The sequence below is a fragment of the Pelagerythrobacter marinus genome, from assembly GCF_034375205.1.
Taxonomy (GTDB): domain Bacteria; phylum Pseudomonadota; class Alphaproteobacteria; order Sphingomonadales; family Sphingomonadaceae; genus Pelagerythrobacter; species Pelagerythrobacter marinus.
In genome coordinates this window covers 1,365,909-1,385,206 of record NZ_CP139719.1, presented here as the reverse complement: position 1 = coordinate 1,385,206, position 19,298 = coordinate 1,365,909, and the positions used below count along the sequence as shown (strand labels likewise).

Annotated in this window: 19 protein-coding genes; 10 read left to right on the top strand and 9 right to left on the bottom strand. The window is 68.6% G+C overall.

Going from position 1 to position 19,298, the window contains the following annotated elements:
- The first annotated feature begins 51 nt into the window (after positions 1-51).
- Genes T8T98_RS06695 through mazG form a run of 8 tightly spaced genes read left to right on the top strand, consistent with a single transcriptional unit; the run spans position 52 to position 6,888 of the window.
- Complete coding sequence (locus T8T98_RS06695; RefSeq protein WP_251105678.1) at positions 52-1,185, top strand: D-alanyl-D-alanine carboxypeptidase family protein; 1,134 nt, start codon at positions 52-54, stop codon at positions 1,183-1,185.
- On the top strand, positions 1,182-1,820 hold the full coding sequence (gene tmk / locus T8T98_RS06690; protein ID WP_160732851.1) for a dTMP kinase: 639 nt from the start codon (positions 1,182-1,184) through the stop codon (positions 1,818-1,820). Before T8T98_RS06695 ends, tmk begins: the two co-directional genes overlap by 4 nt.
- Positions 1,817-2,791 (top strand): DNA polymerase III subunit, encoded by a 975-nt coding sequence (locus T8T98_RS06685; protein WP_251105679.1) that lies wholly within the window; start codon positions 1,817-1,819, stop codon positions 2,789-2,791. The genes tmk and T8T98_RS06685 overlap by 4 nt, the downstream gene beginning before the upstream one ends.
- Positions 2,784-4,352: a methionine--tRNA ligase gene (gene metG / locus T8T98_RS06680; protein WP_251105680.1), complete on the top strand. Its 1,569-nt coding sequence runs from the start codon at positions 2,784-2,786 to the stop codon at positions 4,350-4,352. The genes T8T98_RS06685 and metG overlap by 8 nt, the downstream gene beginning before the upstream one ends.
- Positions 4,352-5,128 carry a TatD family hydrolase gene (locus tag T8T98_RS06675; RefSeq protein ID WP_251105681.1) on the top strand — a complete coding sequence of 259 codons (777 nt, stop codon included), beginning with the start codon at positions 4,352-4,354 and terminating at the stop codon, positions 5,126-5,128. Before metG ends, T8T98_RS06675 begins: the two co-directional genes overlap by 1 nt.
- On the top strand, positions 5,125-5,892 hold the full coding sequence (locus T8T98_RS06670) for an MBL fold metallo-hydrolase (RefSeq protein ID WP_322295876.1): 768 nt from the start codon (positions 5,125-5,127) through the stop codon (positions 5,890-5,892). The genes T8T98_RS06675 and T8T98_RS06670 overlap by 4 nt, the downstream gene beginning before the upstream one ends.
- A complete protein-coding gene (locus T8T98_RS06665; RefSeq protein ID WP_251105683.1) occupies positions 5,889-6,059 on the top strand; it encodes a hypothetical protein in 171 nt (56 codons plus the stop codon). The genes T8T98_RS06670 and T8T98_RS06665 overlap by 4 nt, the downstream gene beginning before the upstream one ends.
- 55 nt (positions 6,060-6,114) lie before the next feature.
- The gene (gene mazG / locus T8T98_RS06660) at positions 6,115-6,888 is read left to right on the top strand and encodes a nucleoside triphosphate pyrophosphohydrolase (RefSeq protein WP_251105684.1); all 774 of its coding nucleotides are present in this window, start codon (positions 6,115-6,117) and stop codon (positions 6,886-6,888) included.
- On the opposite strand, the gene hflX is transcribed toward mazG, so the two are convergent.
- The 7 genes from hflX to dusB all read right to left on the bottom strand — a co-directional run bounded on the left by hflX (position 6,885) and on the right by dusB (position 16,085).
- Positions 6,885-8,189: a GTPase HflX gene (hflX, locus tag T8T98_RS06655; protein ID WP_456107229.1), complete on the bottom strand. Its 1,305-nt coding sequence runs from the start codon at positions 8,187-8,189 to the stop codon at positions 6,885-6,887. The two genes, mazG and hflX, sit on opposite strands and share 4 nt — an antisense overlap.
- 17 nt (positions 8,190-8,206) lie before the next feature.
- Positions 8,207-8,746: an RNA chaperone Hfq gene (gene hfq, locus T8T98_RS06650; RefSeq protein ID WP_160732845.1), complete on the bottom strand. Its 540-nt coding sequence runs from the start codon at positions 8,744-8,746 to the stop codon at positions 8,207-8,209.
- Between the two features lie 143 nt (positions 8,747-8,889).
- Positions 8,890-10,275 carry a nitrogen assimilation response regulator NtrX gene (gene ntrX / locus T8T98_RS06645; protein ID WP_251105686.1) on the bottom strand — a complete coding sequence of 462 codons (1,386 nt, stop codon included), beginning with the start codon at positions 10,273-10,275 and terminating at the stop codon, positions 8,890-8,892.
- Positions 10,276-10,297: 22 nt separating this feature from the next.
- Complete coding sequence (locus T8T98_RS06640) at positions 10,298-12,511, bottom strand: sensor histidine kinase (RefSeq protein ID WP_251105687.1); 2,214 nt, start codon at positions 12,509-12,511, stop codon at positions 10,298-10,300.
- 78 nt (positions 12,512-12,589) lie between these two features.
- A complete protein-coding gene (locus T8T98_RS06635; RefSeq protein ID WP_251105688.1) occupies positions 12,590-13,999 on the bottom strand; it encodes a sigma-54-dependent transcriptional regulator in 1,410 nt (469 codons plus the stop codon).
- The gene (locus tag T8T98_RS06630) at positions 13,996-15,072 is read right to left on the bottom strand and encodes a two-component system sensor histidine kinase NtrB (protein WP_322295875.1); all 1,077 of its coding nucleotides are present in this window, start codon (positions 15,070-15,072) and stop codon (positions 13,996-13,998) included. The genes T8T98_RS06635 and T8T98_RS06630 overlap by 4 nt, the downstream gene beginning before the upstream one ends.
- A complete protein-coding gene (gene dusB / locus T8T98_RS06625) occupies positions 15,069-16,085 on the bottom strand; it encodes a tRNA dihydrouridine synthase DusB (RefSeq protein WP_251105689.1) in 1,017 nt (338 codons plus the stop codon). The genes T8T98_RS06630 and dusB overlap by 4 nt, the downstream gene beginning before the upstream one ends.
- 75 nt (positions 16,086-16,160) lie before the next feature.
- Here dusB and T8T98_RS06620 point away from each other — a divergent pair, with 75 nt between their 5' ends.
- A complete protein-coding gene (locus tag T8T98_RS06620) occupies positions 16,161-17,312 on the top strand; it encodes a bifunctional 2-C-methyl-D-erythritol 4-phosphate cytidylyltransferase/2-C-methyl-D-erythritol 2,4-cyclodiphosphate synthase (protein ID WP_251105690.1) in 1,152 nt (383 codons plus the stop codon).
- A 115-nt stretch (positions 17,313-17,427) separates the two neighbouring features.
- Positions 17,428-17,928, top strand: coding sequence for a CinA family protein (locus T8T98_RS06615; RefSeq protein WP_322295874.1), 501 nt, complete (start codon positions 17,428-17,430; stop codon positions 17,926-17,928).
- On the opposite strand, the gene T8T98_RS06610 is transcribed toward T8T98_RS06615, so the two are convergent.
- A complete protein-coding gene (locus T8T98_RS06610) occupies positions 17,889-18,350 on the bottom strand; it encodes a type II toxin-antitoxin system RatA family toxin (protein WP_160732838.1) in 462 nt (153 codons plus the stop codon). The genes T8T98_RS06615 and T8T98_RS06610 overlap by 40 nt on opposite strands.
- Positions 18,350-19,291: a lipoyl synthase gene (gene lipA / locus T8T98_RS06605; protein ID WP_251105692.1), complete on the bottom strand. Its 942-nt coding sequence runs from the start codon at positions 19,289-19,291 to the stop codon at positions 18,350-18,352. Before lipA ends, T8T98_RS06610 begins: the two co-directional genes overlap by 1 nt.
- Between the last annotated feature and the right edge of the window lie 7 nt (positions 19,292-19,298).

The window sequence follows — 19,298 nt, the reverse complement described above, 5'->3', positions numbered from 1 at the left end:
GCCCGGCGGGCGGGAGCGCAATTGACCAGGTATCTTCGACATCTCGCCGTCTTGCCGGCGCTCGCCCTCGCCACCGCTTCGCCCGGCGCGGAGGTGGCGCCGGCGGCAGGCGACGAACCTTTTGCCGAGGCGCCGATCGCGCTCCTGCTCGATATGTCGTCCGGCCAGGTCCTGTTCGCGCGCGACGCCGACCGGCGGTTCATGCCCGCTTCCATCACCAAGGTCATGACGCTGTTCCTCGCGTTCGAGATGATCGAGGAAGGCAAGCTTTCGCCCGGCCAGTCCTTCGCGATGAGCGAGCAGGCCCACCGCGACTGGTACGGCCGCGGCTCGCGCATGTTCCTCGAACTGGGCGAAGCGGTGACGGTGGAGACGCTGCTGCTGGGCATCGCCAACGTCTCGGCCAACGACGCCTCGGCCGTTCTCGCCGAGGGGGCCGCCGGATCGGTGGAAGACTGGGTGTCGCTGATGAACGCCAAGGCGCGCGAGATCGGCATGGACGATACCCATTTCGGAACGCCGAACGGTTGGATGGACGAAGGGCGCACGTTCACCACCGCCCACGACCTCGCGCTGCTGGCGCGCGAGATGATCTCGCGTCATCCGCAGCTCTACCGCTATTATCTCGGGCGCGAAGGGCTCGCGCACCGGGGCATCGCACAGGCGAACCACGACCCGATCCGCGGCAAGGTGGAGGGGGCAGACGGGATCAAGACCGGCTTTACCAACCAGGCCGGGTTCGGCTTCCTCGGCAGTGCCGAGCGCGACGGGCGGCGGCTGGTCATGGTCGCGGCGGGGGCCGGCTCCAGTCGCGAGCGGGCGAAAGTCTCGATCGCGCTGATGGAATGGGGTTTTGCGGCGTTCGATACCCGCAACCTCTATGACGCGGGGGCCCATGTCGGCCACGCGCTCGTCCAGGAAGGGGCGCAGCGCACCGTCCCGCTGGTTGCGGCGGCGCCGATCAAGGCGACTTTCCCCAGGGGCGCGGCCGGCACCCCGACCCTGACGATCCGCTACGAGGGGCCGCTCCAGGCGCCGCTCGACGCCGGCGAGCCCGTGGCCGAGCTCGAAATCGCGCTGGGCGACGCGCCGCCCTCGCGCGTTCCTTTGCTCACCGGCGCGGCCGTGCCGCAGGCGAACGAATGGCAGCGGCTGCTCAACGGCCTGGCGAGCCTGTTCCAGTGACGCGGGGCCGCTTCATCGCCTTCGAAGGGGGGGAGGGGACCGGCAAGTCCACCCAGGCCCGGCGCCTCGCCGAATCGCTCGCCGCGCGCGGGATAGACGCCGTGCTGACGCGCGAGCCCGGCGGCACTGTGGGAGCCGAGGCGATCCGCAGTCTCCTGCTATCCCCGCCGGGGGAAGGCTGGGACGCGCCGGCCGAAGCCCTGCTGTTCGCAGCGGCCCGGGCCGACCACGTGGCGCGCCTGATCCGCCCTGCGCTCGCGGCTGGGCAGTGGGTCGTGTGCGATCGCTTCGTCGATTCGAGCCGTGCCTACCAAGGCGGGGCAGGGGGCATCGGCGACGAGGCCGTGCAGCAACTTCACGCGATCGGCAGCGGCGGCCTGCGGCCCGACCTGACGCTGCTGATCGAGGTGCCGGCCGAGGTGGCGGCGGAGCGGATCGCCCGGCGCGACGGTTCGCGCACCGACGCGATCGGGGGGCGCGATGCCGATTACCATGCCCGCGTGGCCGATGCCTTCCGCGCCATCGCGGGCCAGGCCCGCTCCGTCCGGGCGATCGACGGCAATGCCCCGGCCGACGAAGTGCACGACCGCGTGCTGCGCGCGATCGAACCGCTGGTGGAGGATAGCGGCCGATGAGCCTGCTCGGGCACGAAAACGCGTGGCGACAGTGGCGCGAGGCCCTTCGCGGGCAGCGCATGCACCACGCCTGGCTGCTCGCGGGGAAGCGCGGGCTGGGCAAGATGACCTTTGCCCTGGCGGCCGCGCGCGAGCTGTGCGGTGCCGACGCCGGCGATCCCGCCCCGCATCCCGACATCCACGTCCTGACCCGCCAGCCCAAGGACGACAAGGAAGAACGCAAGCGCGACGAAGGCAAGCCGTTCGAAACCCGGCGCAACATCGCCGTCGCGCAGATCCGTGCCATGCAGCAGCGCCTGACGACCCGCCCGACGATGGGCGCGCGCCGGGCAGTGATCATCGACCCGGCCGACGACCTTGAGCCGAGCGCGTCGAACGCCCTGCTGAAAAGCCTGGAGGAGCCCCCTGCCGGGACCTATTTCCTCCTCGTCGCGCACCGGCCGGCAAAGCTCCTGCCGACGATCCGTTCGCGCTGTCGGCTCCTGCGCTTCGCTCCGCTGGACGATCCCGCGCTCGACCGGTGGCTGGCGTCGGAGGCGCCGGAAGCGGACGCGGCGACCCGTGAAGCCGCCGTACGCGCCTCGGGCGGGTCGCCGGGGCTGGCGCTCGATTTCCTCCAGCGCGACCTCGGTCCGCTCGACACGCTGATGGCGCGGATCGTGCGCGAAGGCGACCCGGGCTTTACCTTGCGCGGCCAGCTGGCCGAGGCGGTGGGGGCACGCCCGGACCGCGAGAGGATCGCCGCGATCCTCGACCTCGCGCGCTCGGTGCTGGCTACCGAGATGAACCGGGCCGGCGAAATCGACCGTGGGCGGCGCGTCGGCTGGGCTGCCCTGGTCGATGCCCATTCGCGGCTGGTCCAGCTCGCGGGGCAGGCGCCGACCTACAACTTCGACCCCGGACTGCTGGTGATGGAAATCGGCACCTTGCTCGCCTCCGCGGCGCCCGCTAGCGAGCGGGCCGATGTCTGAACCATTCTATATCACCACCGCGATCAACTATCCCAACGGTCGCCCGCATATCGGCCATGCCTACGAGGCGGTGGCCGCCGACGTCGTCGCACGCTTCCAGCGGGCCATGGGGCGCGAGGTGCGCTTCCAGACCGGGACCGACGAGCACGGCCTGAAAATGGCGCGCAAGGCCGCCGAGCAGGGGCGCACCGCGCGCGATCTTGCCGATGAAATGTCCGGCTATTTCAAGGAAATGGCTGATACATTGAACATTTCCTACGATCGTTTCATCCGCACGTCGGACAGCGACCACCATCGCGCCAGCCAGGCGATCTGGCGCGCGATGGAGGCCAAGGGCGATCTCTACCTCGACCGGTACGAAGGATGGTACTCGGTTCGCGACGAGGCCTATTACGACGAGAAGGAACTGGTCGCGGGGGAGGGGGGCGAAAAGCTCTCTCCGCAGGGCACGCCGGTCGAATGGACGGTGGAGGAAAGCTGGTTCTTCCGCCTTTCCCGCTACCAGGACCGGATCCTCGAACTGCTGCGCAGCCCCGGTTTCTGCGAGCCCGAAAGCCGCCGCAACGAGATGATCGCCTTCGTTTCCGGCGGGTTGAAAGACCTCTCGGTCAGCCGGACGAGCTTCGACTGGGGCGTTCCCGTGCCGGGCAGCGACGGGCATGTCATGTACGTCTGGGTCGATGCGCTGACCAATTACATCACCGGGCTCGGCTACCCCGACGAGACCGATCTCTGGCGCAAGTTCTGGCCGGCGGACCTGCACCTGATCGGCAAGGACATCGTCCGGTTCCATACCGTGTACTGGCCGGCCTTCCTGATGAGCGCGGACTTGCCCCTGCCGCGGCAGGTCTTCGGCCACGGTTTCCTGCTCAACCGCGGGCAGAAGGAATCGAAGTCGCTCGGCAACGTCACCGATCCGCTCGACCTTGCCGCGCGTTTCGGGGTCGATCCGCTGCGCTATTTCTTCCTTCGCGAGATCGCTTTCGGACAGGATGGCAGCTATTCGGCGGAAGCCATCGTCACCCGCTGCAACGCGGAACTGGCCAACAGTTTCGGCAACCTGGCGCAGCGGACCCTGTCGATGATCTTCAAGAACATGGACGGCCGGCTTGCCGCCTGCGCGCTGGATGCGGCCGACGACGCCCTGCTGGCCACGGTGAAAGAGGCATGTGCGGTCGAACTGCCGCGCGAGTTCGGGCGGCTGGCGTTCTCCGCCGGGCTCGAGGCATGGATGCGGGCCGTTTTCGCCTGCAACCAGTACGTTGACGAACAGGCGCCCTGGGCGCTGCGGAAAACCGACCCGGCGCGGATGGAAGCCGTGCTGATGACCCTGCTGCGCTGCGTCCGCGACCTGGCGATCGCCGTGCGCCCGGTCGTGCCGGGCGCGGCGGACGCCCTTCTCGACCAGGTCGGGGCTGCACGCGAAGAGCGCGATTTCGCGGCGATCGGGAACGAGGCGTGGTTCGCCGCGCTGGTGGAAAGCGGGTTCGCGATCGCAAAGCCGGTCGGCGTGTTCCCGCGCCTGGAACTGCCGGAAGGCCCGGAAAGCGACGCTGCCTGATGCTGATCGATAGCCACTGCCACCTCGAATACGACGGCCTGGCCGAACGCCAGGGAGAAGTCCTCGCGCGGGCGCGCGGGGCGGGGGTGGCCGGGTTCCTCAACATCTCGACCCGCCGCAGCGAATGGGATCGCGTGGTCGGCACCGCGCGGCGCGAAGGGGATGTCTGGGCCAGCGTCGGCATTCACCCGCACGAGGCCGACGGCCACCACGACATGGGCGCTGCCGAACTGCGCGAGGCGGCCGAAGGCGCGCGCGTGATCGGGATCGGCGAAACGGGCCTCGATTACTATTACGACAAGTCCGACCGGGCGGTGCAGCAGGACCTGTTCCGAATGCATATCGGCGTGGCGCGGGAAACCGGCCTGCCGGTCATCATCCACACCCGCGATGCAGAGGCCGATACCGCGGCGATCCTTGCCGACGAGATGGCGCGCGGGGCCTTCCCGGCGCTGATCCACTGTTTCACCGCGTCGCGCGACTTCGCCCGGACGGTGCTGGACCTCGGCCTCTCGATCTCCCTGTCGGGTATCGTGACCTTCAAGAACGCGGCTGAACTACAGGAAATCGCGAAGGAATTGCCGCGCGACCGGCTTCTGGTCGAAACCGACAGCCCGTTTCTCGCCCCGGTCCCGCATCGCGGCAAGCCGTGCGAGCCGGCCTTCGTGCGGGACACGGCGCAATTCGTGGCCGACCTGCGCGGCGAGACTCTGGAGGAACTGGGCGAGGCGACGACGGCGAACTTCTTCCGGCTGTTCTCGCGAGCGGCGGCATGAAGTGCATCGTCCTCGGTTCGGGGACATCGACCGGCGTTCCGCGGATCGGCGACGACTGGGGCGACTGCGATCCGGACGAGCCGCGCAACCGCCGCACGCGGGTTTCCATCCTGCTCGAAAGCGCGGAAGGCCGCCGGATCCTCGTCGATACCTCGACCGACTTGCGCCAGCAGCTCCTGGCCAACCGGATCGACGCGATCGACGCGGTGTTCTGGACTCACGATCATGCCGATCACTGCCACGGCATCGACGATCTGCGGGTCCTGCGATACGGGCGAGGCGGCCCGATCCCGGGCTACGCCTCCGGCTTTACCGTCGAACGCCTGCGGCGGCGGTTCGACTATGTCTTTGCCGGGCAGCACGGTTACCCGACGATCGTTTCGCTCGAGTCGCTCGATCGCCTGAGGCTCTGCGCCGGCTTCGCCGTCAACTGGTGCCAGATGCCGCACGGGCCGGCGCAATCGACCGGTTTTCGGTTCGAATGCGACGGAAAATCAGTCGCCTATGCGACGGATTTCAGCGAGATCCGCGACGAGATGGTCGACACCTTCCACGGCGTGGACCTTCTCGTCACCGACTGCCTTCGCCGCGAGCCGCATCCGACGCACGCGCACCTGGCCATGGCGCTCGAACTCGCCGAGCGTTGCCGCGCGCGCCAGACGGTTCTGACCCATCTCGACAAGAGCATGGACTATCGCACGCTGGCGCGCGAGATACCCGACGGCGTAATGGTCGGTTACGACGGGCTGGAGGTGAGACTGTGAGCGAGTTCGACGGTGTCAGGCTGGTCGCGCTGGTCGGTTGGCTGATCCTGGCGGCCAGCGCCTTTGCGTCCTACCGGCTCGACTGGAAGAAGGGCCTGCGCCTGGCGCTCGTCTGGATCGCGATCTTCACCGGGGCCGCGCTGGTGTTCGGCCTGTTGCTGCCGTAGCTCCACGCCTGTCCGCCCATCCCGAACTTTACATAATATATATTATCATTCCTAAATGACTCAGCAAGTTCACCGCCTCCTCGACATCATGGCCACCCTGCGCGACCCCGCGCGGGGATGCGAATGGGATCGCGCGCAGACGTTCGAAACGATCGTTCCGCACACGATCGAGGAAGCCTACGAGGTCGCCGACGCGGTCGAACGCGGCGACCCGGCGGACATTCGCGACGAGCTCGGCGACTTGCTGTTCCAGGTCGTGTTCCAGGCGCGGATCGCCCAGGAAGCCGGCCTCTTCGCGTTCGACGACGTCGCCGCGGCCATCGCCGACAAGCTGGAGGCGCGCCATCCGCACATCTTCGGCGATGCCGACATGCCCGGCGGCATGCGCGAGGAACGCTGGGAAGCGATCAAGGCGCAGGAACGCGCATCGCGCGGGGCGCAGAGCGCGCTCGACGGCGTGGCGGTGGCGCTGCCGGCGCTCTCCCGCGCGGAGAAGCTGCAGAAGCGCGCGGCCCGCGTCGGTTTCGACTGGCCGGACACCGCCGGTCCGCGGGCCAAGGTGGTCGAGGAGCTGGACGAGCTCGAACAGGCCCCGCCCGAGGAACGGCTCGCCGAAGCCGGCGACCTGCTGTTCGCCGCGGTCAACCTCGTGCGCGCGCACGGCCTCTCGGCCGAAGACGCCCTGCGTGCCGCCAACCGGAAGTTCGAACGCCGTTTCCGCGCGATGGAAGACCTGGCCGAAGGCGGCTTCGAAAGCCTGTCGCTGGAAGAGCAGGAGGAGCTCTGGCAGCGCGTCAAGCGCGGCGAAGCGGCTGGCGAAGGCGACTAGTCCGCGAGGCTTTCGAAGCGGCCGAATTCCTTGGGCGTCAGGCGAACGAGCAACCTGCGTCGCGGCCCCTCGCTGCCTTCGGCCTCGACATCCTCCAGCACCTGGCCGTGGGCGTGGAGCCAGGCGATCTTCTGTCCTTCGCCAGCGTCGAGCACGAACTCGTGCACTTTCGCGCCGGCCGTCAGCAGCCGATCGACCCGGGCAAGAAGCGCTTCGACGCCCTCGCCCGTCATGGCCGAGATCGGCACGATCGTGTCCTTGCCCTCGGCCGCCTCGCGCAGCCGCTCGCGGTCGGGCTCGGCCAGGAGATCGAGCTTGTTCCACGCCTCGACGATCGGGATCGTGCTTTCGCCCCCCTCCCCTTCGACAAGGCCCAGTTCGCCGAGCACCGCCAGCACTTGCGCCTTCTGCGCGGCGGCGGCCGGGTTGGCCATGTCGCGCACGTGGACGATGACATCGGCGCCGGTCACTTCTTCCAGCGTGGCGCGGAAAGCCGCGACAAGCTGGGTCGGCAGGTCGGAGATGAATCCGACCGTGTCCGACATGATCGCCTTTTCCACGCCCGGCAGCCGGATCGCCCGCATGGTCGGGTCCAGCGTCGCGAAAAGCAGGTCTTCCGCCATGACAGATTCGCCCGTCAAGCGATTGAAAAGGGTGGATTTTCCTGCGTTGGTATAGCCGACCAGCGCGATCACGGGCCAAGGCGCCCTCCCCCGCCGTTCGCGGTGCAGGGCCCGGGTCTTGCGAACCTGCTCAAGTTCCTTGCGCAGGCGCGCCATGCGCTGGCGGATCATCCGCCGGTCCGCCTCGATCTGCGTCTCGCCAGGGCCGCCGAGGAAGCCGAAACCGCCGCGCTGGCGTTCAAGGTGGGTCCACGACCGGACGAGACGGCTCTGCTGGTAATCGAGATGGGCCAGTTCGACCTGGAGGCGCCCTTCCGCCGTTGCCGCCCGCTCGCCGAAGATCTCGAGGATCAGGCCGGTGCGGTCGATCACCTTGCGCCGCAGCGTTTCCTCCAGGTTGCGTTGCTGGATCGGCGATAGCGCGCCGTCGACCACGACCAGTTCCGCCTCGTGCTGTTCGCAGGCAATCGCGATGTTTTCCACCTGGCCCGCCCCGAACAACGTGCCGGGCCGCACCTGGCGCACGGGCACGATCGTCGCATCGGCGACGACGATGCCGATCGCCAGCGCCAGGCCGCATGCCTCCTCAAGCCGCGCCCCGGGATCGAGGTCGTGCTTCTGCCCACGGATATCGGGGCACACGACGAGGGCCCGCGCCCCGCGCGAGACCTCGCCCAGGAGGTTGTCGTCGAAGCTCAGTCGCCCTCGCCTTCCCAGTCGTCGCTGAGATCGACCGGCGTCGCAGGCTGGATCGTCGAAACCGCGTGCTTGTAGGCGAGCTGCACGTAGCCTTCGCGTTCGAGCAACATGCAGAACAGGTCGTAGGCCGCGATCGCGCCCTGCAGCATCACGCCGTTGACGAGGAACATCGTCACTTGCGCCTCCGCATCGCGCACGCGCGAAAGGAACACGTCCTGCAAGAGGCGCTGCTTCTTGCTCGAATCCTGGCTCGCGAACTGCTTCGCATCCATCGGCTGGGCCGGCATGATGGTGGAGATCGCGTGCTTGTAGACAAGCTGCGACTGCCCGTCGCGGCGCAGCAGGATCGAGAAGTTGTCGAACCAGGTCACGATGCCCTGAAGCTTGACGCCCTTGACGAGAAACATCGTGACCGGCGTCTTGTTCTTGCGCAGGATATTGAGAAACGCGTCCTGCAGGTTGGGCTGGCGTCCCTGTTTCGGCTCCTCGGCCGGCTTGGGCTTGGGACGCGCGGAAAGTGTCTGTCCGCTAGGCATGTCTGCTTCCTTCTTGTTGGCGGCCGCCCTTGCGGTCCGCATTCTGGCGGGCCCTTTCGAGCCCGCCGGATAGTCAACCGATTATGCCGCGCTTGGTGCCCGCGGGCAACGATATTTGATCGCCCCTGCCGCGGGCGCCGGCATCAGCCCTTGCGCTCCGCCGTGCTGCGTTCGCCCATGCCCAGGAGCTTGAGCTTGCGATGAAGGGCCGACCGCTCCATCCCGATGAAGCTCGCCGTCTTCGAGATATTGCCGGAAAAACGGCGGATCTGGATGCTGAGATATTCGCGTTCGAAGGTCTCGCGCGCCTCGCGCAGCGGCACGCCCATCAGCGACGACAGGCCGTTCGCCGCCCCCAGCTTGCCCCCGGTCACCTCGCTCGGCAGCATGTCCGCTTCGACCGTGTGCAGGTCGTCGCGGGGGGACAGGATCACAGTCCGCTCGACCACGTTGCGCAACTGGCGCACGTTGCCCGGCCAGTCGTAAGCCTGGAGCGCGGCCATCGCCTCCTCGGAAATCTCGGGCGCGGGAATGCCCTGTTCGGCCGCGTAGCGGGTGAAGAAATGCTGCGTCAGCGCGGGAATGTCGTCGCGCCGCTCGGCCAGCGACGGGATCGCCACCGGAACCACGTTGAGCCGATAGAACAGGTCCTCGCGAAAGCGGCGATCCTCGATCTCCTGCGCGAGATCGCGCGACGTGGACGACACGACGCGCACGTCCACCCCGATCTGCCGGTTGCCGCCGACCCGCACGAAGCTCTGCTCGGTCAGGACGCGCAGGATCCGGGCCTGGGTGGAAAGCGGCATGTCGGCCACTTCGTCGAGGTAGAGCGTGCCGCCGTCGGCCAGCTCCAGCAAACCGGGGCGCACGAGCTTTCCGTCGGCCTCCTCGCCGAACAGTTCCTGTTCGAACCGCTCGGGCGTGATCCGTGCCGAGTTGACGATCACGAACCCGCCTTCGGCCCGCCCGCTCCAGCTGTGCAGCAGGCGCGCGGCGACTTCCTTGCCCGCGCCTGCCGGGCCGCTGATCAGCACGCGGCTGCCGGTGCCCGCCACGCGCTTGAGCGTCGCGCGGACCTGGTTGATGACCGGGGAGTTGCCGGTGAATTCCTCGCCCCCGGTGAAGCCCTGGCGCAGGCGTGTGTTCTCCCGCCGCAGGCGCTCGGTCTCGGTCGCGCGGGCGACGAGGTGGAGCAGCTTTTCCGCCTCGAACGGCTTCTCGATGAAGTCCATCGCCCCGCGCCCGACCGCCGAAACGGCGGTGTCGATATTGCCGTGACCCGAAAAGATGATCACCGGCAGTTCCGGCTCGCGCTTCTTGATCTCGTCCAGCACCTCGAGCCCGTCCATCGGGCTGCCGTGGAGCCAGACGTCGAGCAGGACCAGGCTGGGGCGGCGCTCGTCGATCGCGGCCAGGGCGGAGCCGCTGTCGCCGGCGGTGCGACATTCGTAGCCCTCGTCGCTGAGCACGCCGGAGACGAGTTCGCGAATGTCGCGTTCGTCGTCCACGACGAGAATCTCGAGGGTCATCGGCAGTTCTCCTTGCAAGCTGTCATTCGGCGGCCTCGCTTCCCTGCGCCCCGGGCTTGCGGGCGAAGCGAAGCGTCACCCGCGTTCCGCCCCCGGCCGTGGTCGCGAAAGCCATTTCCCCCCCGTGTTCCTCGACGATCTTGTTCACGATCGCGAGGCCGAGCCCGGTGCCTTTCTCGCGCGTGGTGACATAGGGTTCGACGATCCGGTCGCGATCCTGCGGCAGGCCGACCCCGTTGTCCTCCACCACGACCGTCACGTCGTCGGCCCCCGGCGCGATCGACACGGCGATCCGGCCGCGAAAATCCGCCTCGGCATCGCGGGCGCGCGCCTCGACCGCCTCGACCGCGTTCTTCAGCACGTTGGTCATCGCCTGCCCGACCTGGTGGCGGTCGCAGGCCAGTGGCACCGGGCCCTGGGTGGCGGAGACGAAGCGGAAATCGATCTCCGGGTGGGCGACTTCCTGCAGGAACAGCGCCTGGCGCACGAGGTCGAGCACGTCCTCCTCGCGGAAGACCGGCTTGGGCAGCCGCGCGAAGGAGGAGAACTCGTCCACCATCTTGCGCAAGTCCCCCACCTGGCGGACGATCGTGCTGGTCAGTTCGTCGAACAGTTCGCCGTCGCTTTCGATCTGCGATCGGTAGCGGCGCTTCAGCCGCTCGGTCGCGAGCTGGATCGGGGTCAGCGGGTTCTTGATCTCGTGCGCGATCCGCCGCGCCACGTCGGACCAGGCCGCCTGCCGCTGGTCGAGCAGCTGGCGGGTGATATCCTCGAACGTGATCACCTTGCCTTCGGAGAAGTCGGCGATCTTGACCGCCAGGGTCAGCAGTTCGCCGCCGACCGTCTGGTTGACGATGCCGCGATCGATCCCGCCCCGCAGGAGGGCCGCGATGGGCGGGGTAAGCGCCTCCAGCGTCAGCCCCACCGGCGGCGGCGAGCCTTCGTCCAGCAGCAGCGCCTGGGCCGATCCGTTCATCAGCAGGACCTGCCCGTCCTGGTCGACCGAGATCACGCCGGCGGTCACCGATTCGAGCACGGTCGCCATGAAGGCGCGGCGGTTTTCCAGCTGGCGATTGGCGGCAACGAGGGCGTCGGTCTGCTTCTCGATCTGGGCCGTCATCCGGTTGAACGCACGGTTGAGCAGGCCGATTTCGTCGGGGCCGGTGCGCCCTTCCACCCGCAGCGCGAAGTTGCCCGCGCCAACCTGGCGCGCCGCGCCGACGAGATCGGTCAACGGCTCCACCTGGCGATCGGCGAAGCGCAGCGCGAACCACACCGCCAGCGCCAGCAGGCCCAGCGAGACGACGAACAGCGCCAGGTTGAACCGCAGCTGGAGCGCCCGGCCCCGCTGGGTCAGCGCGGCGTAGTTGGTCGAGAGGGCATTGGCGCGATCCCACAGGTCGAACGCAAAAGCCTTGGAGTTGCGAGCGTTGTAGAGGAATATCCCGCTCTCGCGATCGATCGCGGCGACCGCCTCGATCCGTTCGGCCTGGCCCTGGACCACGACCGGCTCCTCGCCCCCGATGGCGTCGAAGATCGCCGGGTCTAGCTCGGTCGGATCGTTGTCGGTCATCAGGCCGAACATCGCCGCGGTGCGCAGGCTGCCGTCGGCCACCCGCTGCAGGATCGCCGATTCGTTGATGTTCCGCCCTTCGGCCTGGTAGCGGTAGAAATCCTCGAACCCGCCGTCGGTCAGCGTGCCGCGTTCGAAGTAATAGCGCAGGTCGCCCGCCATCGCGATCGTGTGGTTGGCGACTTCCAGCTGGTTTTCTTCGTAGTAACCGCGCGCGAACTCGTCCGCGTTGCGCATCAGGCCGCGCGAATCGTCCGAGAACCAGAAATCGACCCCGGACTGGAACAGGACGGCGGCGAAAGCGGCGACGAGCAGGGTCGGCACGGCGGCCACGAGCGAGAAGAAGAACACCAGGCGCACGTGGAGGCGCGCGGTGCTGCCCGCGGCCCGGCGCAGTGCGAGACGCCGCCCGAACAGGACGACGAGGGCCATGGCCGGCAGCAGCGTGCCGATCAGCAGGCTCGCCACCTTCCCCGCCGGCACCAGTTGCCCGTCGCCGGGGGCGTTGTTGAAGGTAAGCCAGGTGGTGAGGACCATCGCCGCCAGCGCGAGGGCCGAGGCGATCTCGAGCAGGCGGAAGAAATTTGCGCGGCGCGAGGCGACGACGAAGCGTCGCCACCAGCGCGGACTGCGCCTCGTCAGGGAAAGTGTCGATTCCGCCACAGTTGCAATACTACAACTGCGCTGTTGCGGATTTGCAAGGGGCAATCCGTCCAAGGGAGGAATTTGTCGGACGGGCGGCTATTCGGCGCGCGCGAAGCTGTCGGCGTTGATCTGCAACTCGCCCAGCCGCTTGCGCAAGGTGTTGCGATTGATGCCCAGCAGCTTGGCCGCCCGCAACTGGTTTCCGCCGGTCTGGCCGAGGGCATATTCGAACAACGGCCGCTCGAAGGCGGAGACGGCGCGGTGATAGAGCGTTCCGTGGGCCGGCGCATTGTCAGCCAGCCACGCCGCCAGGGCGGCGCCCAGCGCGTCGTCGCGCCCGCGCATGACCGCTTCCGCCGGGTCGCCAAGTACCGCGGTGACCGTGCCCGCGTCGATCACGTCGTCGCGCGCCATCAGCGCCAGGCGATAGACCGCGTTCTGCAACTCGCGCACGTTGCCCCGCCACGGCTGCTGTTCCAGCAGCGCGAGCGCCGGGCGGTCGATCCGCCGTTCGGGCAGGCCCTCGCGCGCGGCGAGCCCCAGGAAATGCTTGGCCAGCGCCTCGATGTCCTCCACCCGGTCACGCAGCGGCGGCAGCACGATCGGCACGACGTTCAGCCGGTAATAGAGGTCTTCGCGGAACTGCCCCGCCGCGATCATCGGCTTGAGGTCGCGGTTGGTCGCCGCGATGATCCGCACGTCCACCGCGATTTCCTGCCGCCCGCCGACCCGCCGGATGCGGCCGGATTGCAGTGCGCGCAGCAGGCGCGTCTGCGCCTCGATCGGCATGTCGCCGATTTCGTCGAGGAACAGCGTGCCGCCATTGGCCTGTTCGAACTTGCCGATGGCCTGGGCGATCGCGCCGGTAAAGGCGCCCTTCTCGTGCCCGAACAGCTCGCTTTCGATCAGGTCGGCGGGAATGGCGGCGGCGTTGACCGCGACGAAGGGGCCGGACTTGCGATGGCCCAGCTGGTGGATCGCCTCGGCCACCAGTTCCTTGCCGGTGCCCGATTCGCCCAGGACCAGCACGGTCAGGTCGTTGCGCAGGACCCGCGTGATCATGCGGTATACGGCCTGCATCGCCTGGCTGCGGCCGACCAGCGGCAAGCCGTCGCCGGCCTCGGCCTCCTCCCCGCGCTTGTCGCCCGACCCCGCGGCCTGGACGACCGCGCGCACGAGATCGTCGAGGTCGAAGGGCTTGGGAAAGTACTCGAAGGCGCCGGTGTCGCTCGCGCGGACCGCGGTATCGAGCGTGTTCTGCGCCGAAAGGACGATCAGCGGCATCTGCGGGCAGGCCGCCCGCACGCTGTCGATCGAGGCAATGCCGTCGCCGTCGGCCAGCATGACATCGGTCAGCATGACGTCGTAACGGTCCGACGCCAGCGCCCGGTCGCGCGCGGCGATGCTCTCGCACCGGTCCACCGCGAACCCCTCGTCCTCCAGCGCGGAGCGGATCACCGTGGCGATGGAGGCGTCGTCCTCCACCAGCAGGACCTTGCCATTCATGCCGGTTCTCCTTCCTCGCGCGCCAGCGGCAGGTGAATGCGAAAATGGGTCAGGCCCGCGCGCTCGTCGCGTTGGTGGCCGATCCGGCCGTCCATGTCGCGGACCAGCTTCCGCACCAGCGCGAGGCCGAGCCCCTGCCCGCTGGACTTGGACGTCACGAACGGTTCGAACACGTGATCGCGCAGCGACGGATCGACGCCCGGGCCATTGTCGCTGACGGTCACCTCGATCGGCAGGCGGATCGCCCGGCCCAGCTTCAGGTTGGACACCAGCCCGCTGACGAAGCGCGTGCGGATGACGACGCGCGGCTCCTCGCCCCCCGAACAGGCATCGCGCGCATTGGTGACCAGGTTGATCAGCACCTGCTCCAGCGCGTCGCGGCTGGCGAGAACGGGGGGCAGCGACGGGTCGAATTCCTCGACCAGTTCCACCCCGCCGCCGCCCGCCGCGCGAACGGTGGCGATGGCGCTGCGGATCGCCTCGTGCAGGTTGGTCGGTTCGACCGGGTCCGCACGCTCGCTGCCGAGGCGCTGCATCCGGTCGACGAGCCGCGCGATCCGGTCCACCTCCGCGGAGATCATCGCGGCCAGGGGGCGATCCTTCTCGTCCAGCTTGCGCGCCACGAGTTGCCCCGCCCCGCGAATGGCGGCGAGCGGGTTCTTGATCTCGTGCGCGAGGATCGAGGGCGCGCGCAAGGTCGTCTCGTCGCGCCCCTCGTCCCCCAGTTCGCCCTGCCCGACCTCGGAGAAAGTCATGACCCGCCAGCCCGGGTGGGTCGCCAGCGGCGAAACGGTGACATTGACCTGCATCGCCCGCTCGCCGCACCGCATGACCATGCCGCGCACGGTCAGCCGGGCGTCGGCATCGCCCAGCCGGTGCGCGACCCGCTCGTCGTCGAGCCCGATCACGTCGAGCAGCCGCTCCCCCACCAGGCGCCGTGCGCTTCGGTGCAGCAGGTCTTCGGCAGCCGGGTTCGCCTCGCGCACGACCATGTCCGGGTCGAGCAGGAGGACGGCGAAGATCAGTCCGGCGATCTGGGCCCCGGGATCGGGCCGCTCCTCCACCGCGATCACGCCGCGCGGCGGTGGAGGAACGGTTGGTAGAACCGCTCGATCTCGCCAAGGACCTGGTCGGGGTCGTCGATGAAGTTCGCGCGGTTCCGAAACTCGGCCGAACCGTGCATGCCCTTGGTGTACCAGCCCAGGTGCTTGCGCGCGATCTTGGTCCCGACCTCGCGGCCGTAGTGATCGAGCATGGCGCGATAGTGTTCGACCAGAACCGCGTACTGTTCGTCGAAACTCGGGCTGTCGAGCCTCTCGCCGGTGCGCCACCAGTGCATGACCTGGCCCAGCAGCCACGGCTTGCCATAGGCGCCGCGTCCGATCATCACCCCGTCGGCCCCCGATTGCTCGAGCGCGGCGGCGGCATCCTCGATCCCGCAGATGTCGCCGTTGACGATGACGGGGATCGAGACCGCGTCCTTCACCTTGCGGATGAAGGCCCAGTCCGCCTGGCCCTTGTACATCTGGTTACGCGTGCGCCCGTGGACGGTGATCATCTTCACCCCCAGGTCCTGCGCGATGCGCGCCAGTTCGGGCGCGTTCAAGCTCGAATGGTCCCACCCCATGCGCATCTTCACCGTTACCGGCACGGACACGGCCTTGACCGTCGCCTCCATCAGGCGGGTCGCCAGCGGAACCTCGCGCATCAGGGCGGAACCGGCCATGCCGTTGGTGACCTTGCGCACCGGGCAACCGAAATTGATGTCGATGATCTCCGCCCCGCGATCCTGGTTCAGCTTCGCCGCCTCGGCCATCGAGTCCGGGTCGCAGCCGACCAGCTGCATCGACACCGGCTCTTCCACCGGGTCCCAGGCGGCCTTCTGGATCGACTGGCGCGTTTCGCGAATGGCCGCCTGGCTCGCGATCATCTCGGTCACGTTGAGGCCCGAGCCATAGCGTCGCACAAGGGTGCGGAACGGCATGTCGGTCACGCCCGTCATCGGCGCGAGCACGACCGGGCAGTCGATCGTGACGGGGCCGACGTGGATGGGCCTGAGCGGCGGGGGAGCGGGAAGTTCGGTCATGGGTGCTGGTGCCTAAAATTTGGGCAGCGCATAGTGGATTGCCCGCCCCCGTGCAAGGCGCTAGCGCCCACGGCCATGTCGGCCGTCCCGCCCCCGCCCCCGTTTGCCGCAGTCGTCGTCGCCGCGGGCAAGGGGCTGCGCGCAGGCCAGGCGATTCCCAAGCAGTTCGTTCGCTGGCGGGGCAAGCCGGTCGTGCGCCATTCGGTGGAAGCGTTCCTGGCGGCCGGCGCGGCGCCGGTCGTCGTGGTGATTCCGCCGGACGGCGAAGACAGGGCGCGCGATTGCCTGGCGGGGCTGCAGGGATACGCGCTGGTCACCGGGGGCGCGACGCGCCGGCAATCGGTAGCGAACGCGCTGGAACGACTGGCCGGCGCAGCGCCCGACGCCGTGCTGATCCACGACGCCGCCCGCCCCGCCCTTTCGCAGGCCGTCATCGCGCGGCTGCTGGCCGCGCTGCCGGATCATCCCGGTGCGATCCCCGTCCTGCCGGTGGTGGACAGCCTGGCGGAGGCGCAGGGCGACGTCATGGCCGGTTCCGCCGATCGCGAGCGCCTGCGCCGGGTGCAGACCCCCCAGGCGTTCCGCTTCGAGGCGATCCTGGATGCCCATCGCGCGTGGCATGGGGCGCGCGAGGCGGGCGACGATGCGCAGGTCCTGCGCGCCGCCGGCGGAAGCGTCGCCCTGGTGGAAGGAGACGAAGCCCTGGCAAAACTGACCGTGGCGGAGGATTTCATGGATCAAGGCCCGCCGGTTCGAACCGGCCTGGGATTCGACGTCCATCGCCTGGCGGAGGGCGAGGAGCTGTGGCTGGGGGGTGTCCGGATCCCGCATGACAAAGGCCTCGCCGGGCACAGCGACGCCGACGTCGTGCTCCACGCGCTCGTCGACGCGCTTCTCGGCGCGATCGGCCAGGGTGACATCGGGACCCACTTCCCCCCGTCGGACCCGCAATGGAAGGGGGCGCCCTCGTCGCGCTTCGTGGAACACGCGGCGCATCTGGTGGCGGAAGCAGGCATGAGCGTGGGCAACGTCGACCTGACCGTGATCTGCGAAGCGCCCAGGATCGGCCCCTGGCGTGAACCGATGCGCGCGAATATCGCGCGCCTCTTGGCCATTGCGCCCGGGGCGGTTAGCGTCAAGGCAACCACGACCGAACGGCTCGGCCTGACCGGCCGAGGCGAAGGGATCGCGGCCCAGGCCATCGCGACGCTAGTGGCCGCGGCCTGAGCGACAACGCGACCACCGTGCCCGTGCCGGGGCCGCCGGCGGAACGGGCCAGACCGAAAGGAACGATCGTGAACGCTTGCCTGCCCCAGCCTGCCCTCCAACCGGGACGCTGACGATGTCCGACACGCTTCTGCCCGACGATATCGAGGCGCTGGCCCGCCGCGTGATCGAGGAAAACGCCCGGGCCGGGCGCAGCGTGGCCCTGGCCGAAAGCTGCACCGGCGGGCTGGTATCGGCGGCGTTGACCGAAGTGCCCGGCTCCTCGCGCGTGCTCGACCGCGGCTTCGTGACTTACTCGAACGAGGCGAAGCGCGAGATGCTGGGCGTTTCGAGCGAGATCATCGAGACTTTCGGGGCGGTGTCGATCGCCTGCGTCTGGGCCATGGCGCAAGGGGCGGTGGAACGCAGCGGGGCGGACGTCGCCGTCGCCATCAGCGGCGTTGCCGGCCCGAACGGCGGGACCGACCTGAAACCGGTGGGCACGGTCGTCTTCGCCCGCGTCGTGCGCGGGCAGGACGGCGATCCCGAAGGCGAACTGCGCAGCTTCGGCAATGTCGGCCGAGCGGAGATCCGCCGTCAGGCGACGCTGTGCGCGCTGGAACTGCTGCTGCCGTAGAGATCGCGCGCGCGATCCTCGAAGGCGGCGACCATCTTGCGGAACGCGCGGTCGAAGTACTGGCCGGCCAGCGCCTCGAACACGCGGTTCTTGAACGTGAACTGGACTGAGAAATCGATCCGGCTCCCCCCCTCGGGCAAGTCGGTGAAATGCCACTCGTTGTCGAGATCGCGCAGCGGCCCGTCGACGTAGACCACGTCGATCATCTCCGGCCGGCGCTTCGTCACGCGCGAGGTGAAGCTTTCGCGGAAGCTCTTGAAGCCGACGACCATGTCGGCGATCATTTCGTCCTCGCTGTCCGAACGCACGCGGGTGGCAATCACCCAGGGCAGGAACTCCTTGTAGCGGGCGACGTCCGCGACGAGGTCGAACATCTGCTCGGCGCTATAGGGAACGGTGCGGCTTTCGCGGATTCCGGGCATCAGGCCTTCTGCTTGGCCAGTCGCGCTTCGCGCGCGGCTTTCATCTCGGCGAAATCGTCGCCGGCGTGGTAGCTCGAACGGGTCAGCGGGCTCGACGCGACCTGGAGGAAGCCCTTGGCCCGGGCAATCGAACCGAAGGCGGCAAAGGCCTTGGGCGTGACGAAATCCTCCACCCTGGCATGGCGCGGCGTGGGCTGGAGATACTGGCCCATGGTGATGAAATCGACATCGGCGCTGCGCATGTCGTCCATCACCTGGTGCACCTCCAGCCGCTGCTCCCCGAGGCCGAGCATGATGCCCGACTTGGTGAAGATCAGCGGGTCGTGCGCCTTCACTTCTTCCAGCAGGCGCAGCGAGGCGTAATAGCGCGCGCCGGGCCGGATCGTCGGATAGAGGCGCGGAACGGTCTCCAGGTTGTGGTTGAAGACGTCGGGCCCGGCCTCGCAGATCGCCTCGATCGCGGGGCGCATCTTGTTGCGGAAATCCGGGGTCAGGATCTCGATCGTCGTCTCGGGCGTCTCGCGCCGCAGCGCCTTGATCACCTTGACGAACTGCCCCGCCCCGCCGTCGGGCAGGTCGTCGCGGTCGACGCTGGTGATGACGATGTGCTGCAGGCCCATCTTGCCCGCCGCGATGGCGACGTTTTCCGGTTCCATCGGATCGACCATCCGCGGCATCCCGGTCTTGACGTTGCAGAACGCGCAGGCGCGGGTGCAGACGTCGCCCAGGATCATCACCGTGGCGTGCTTCTTGGTCCAGCACTCGCCGATATTGGGGCAGGCCGCTTCCTCGCACACGGTGTTGAGGTTCAGCTCGCGCATCAGCTGGCGCGTTTCGTGATACCCCTTGCTGATCGGGGCCTTGACCCGGATCCAGTCGGGCTTGCGCTGGCGCTCCGGCCGGGGCGCGTCGGGTGCGGGTGCGGCGGAAAGGTCGTTCATGCCGGCC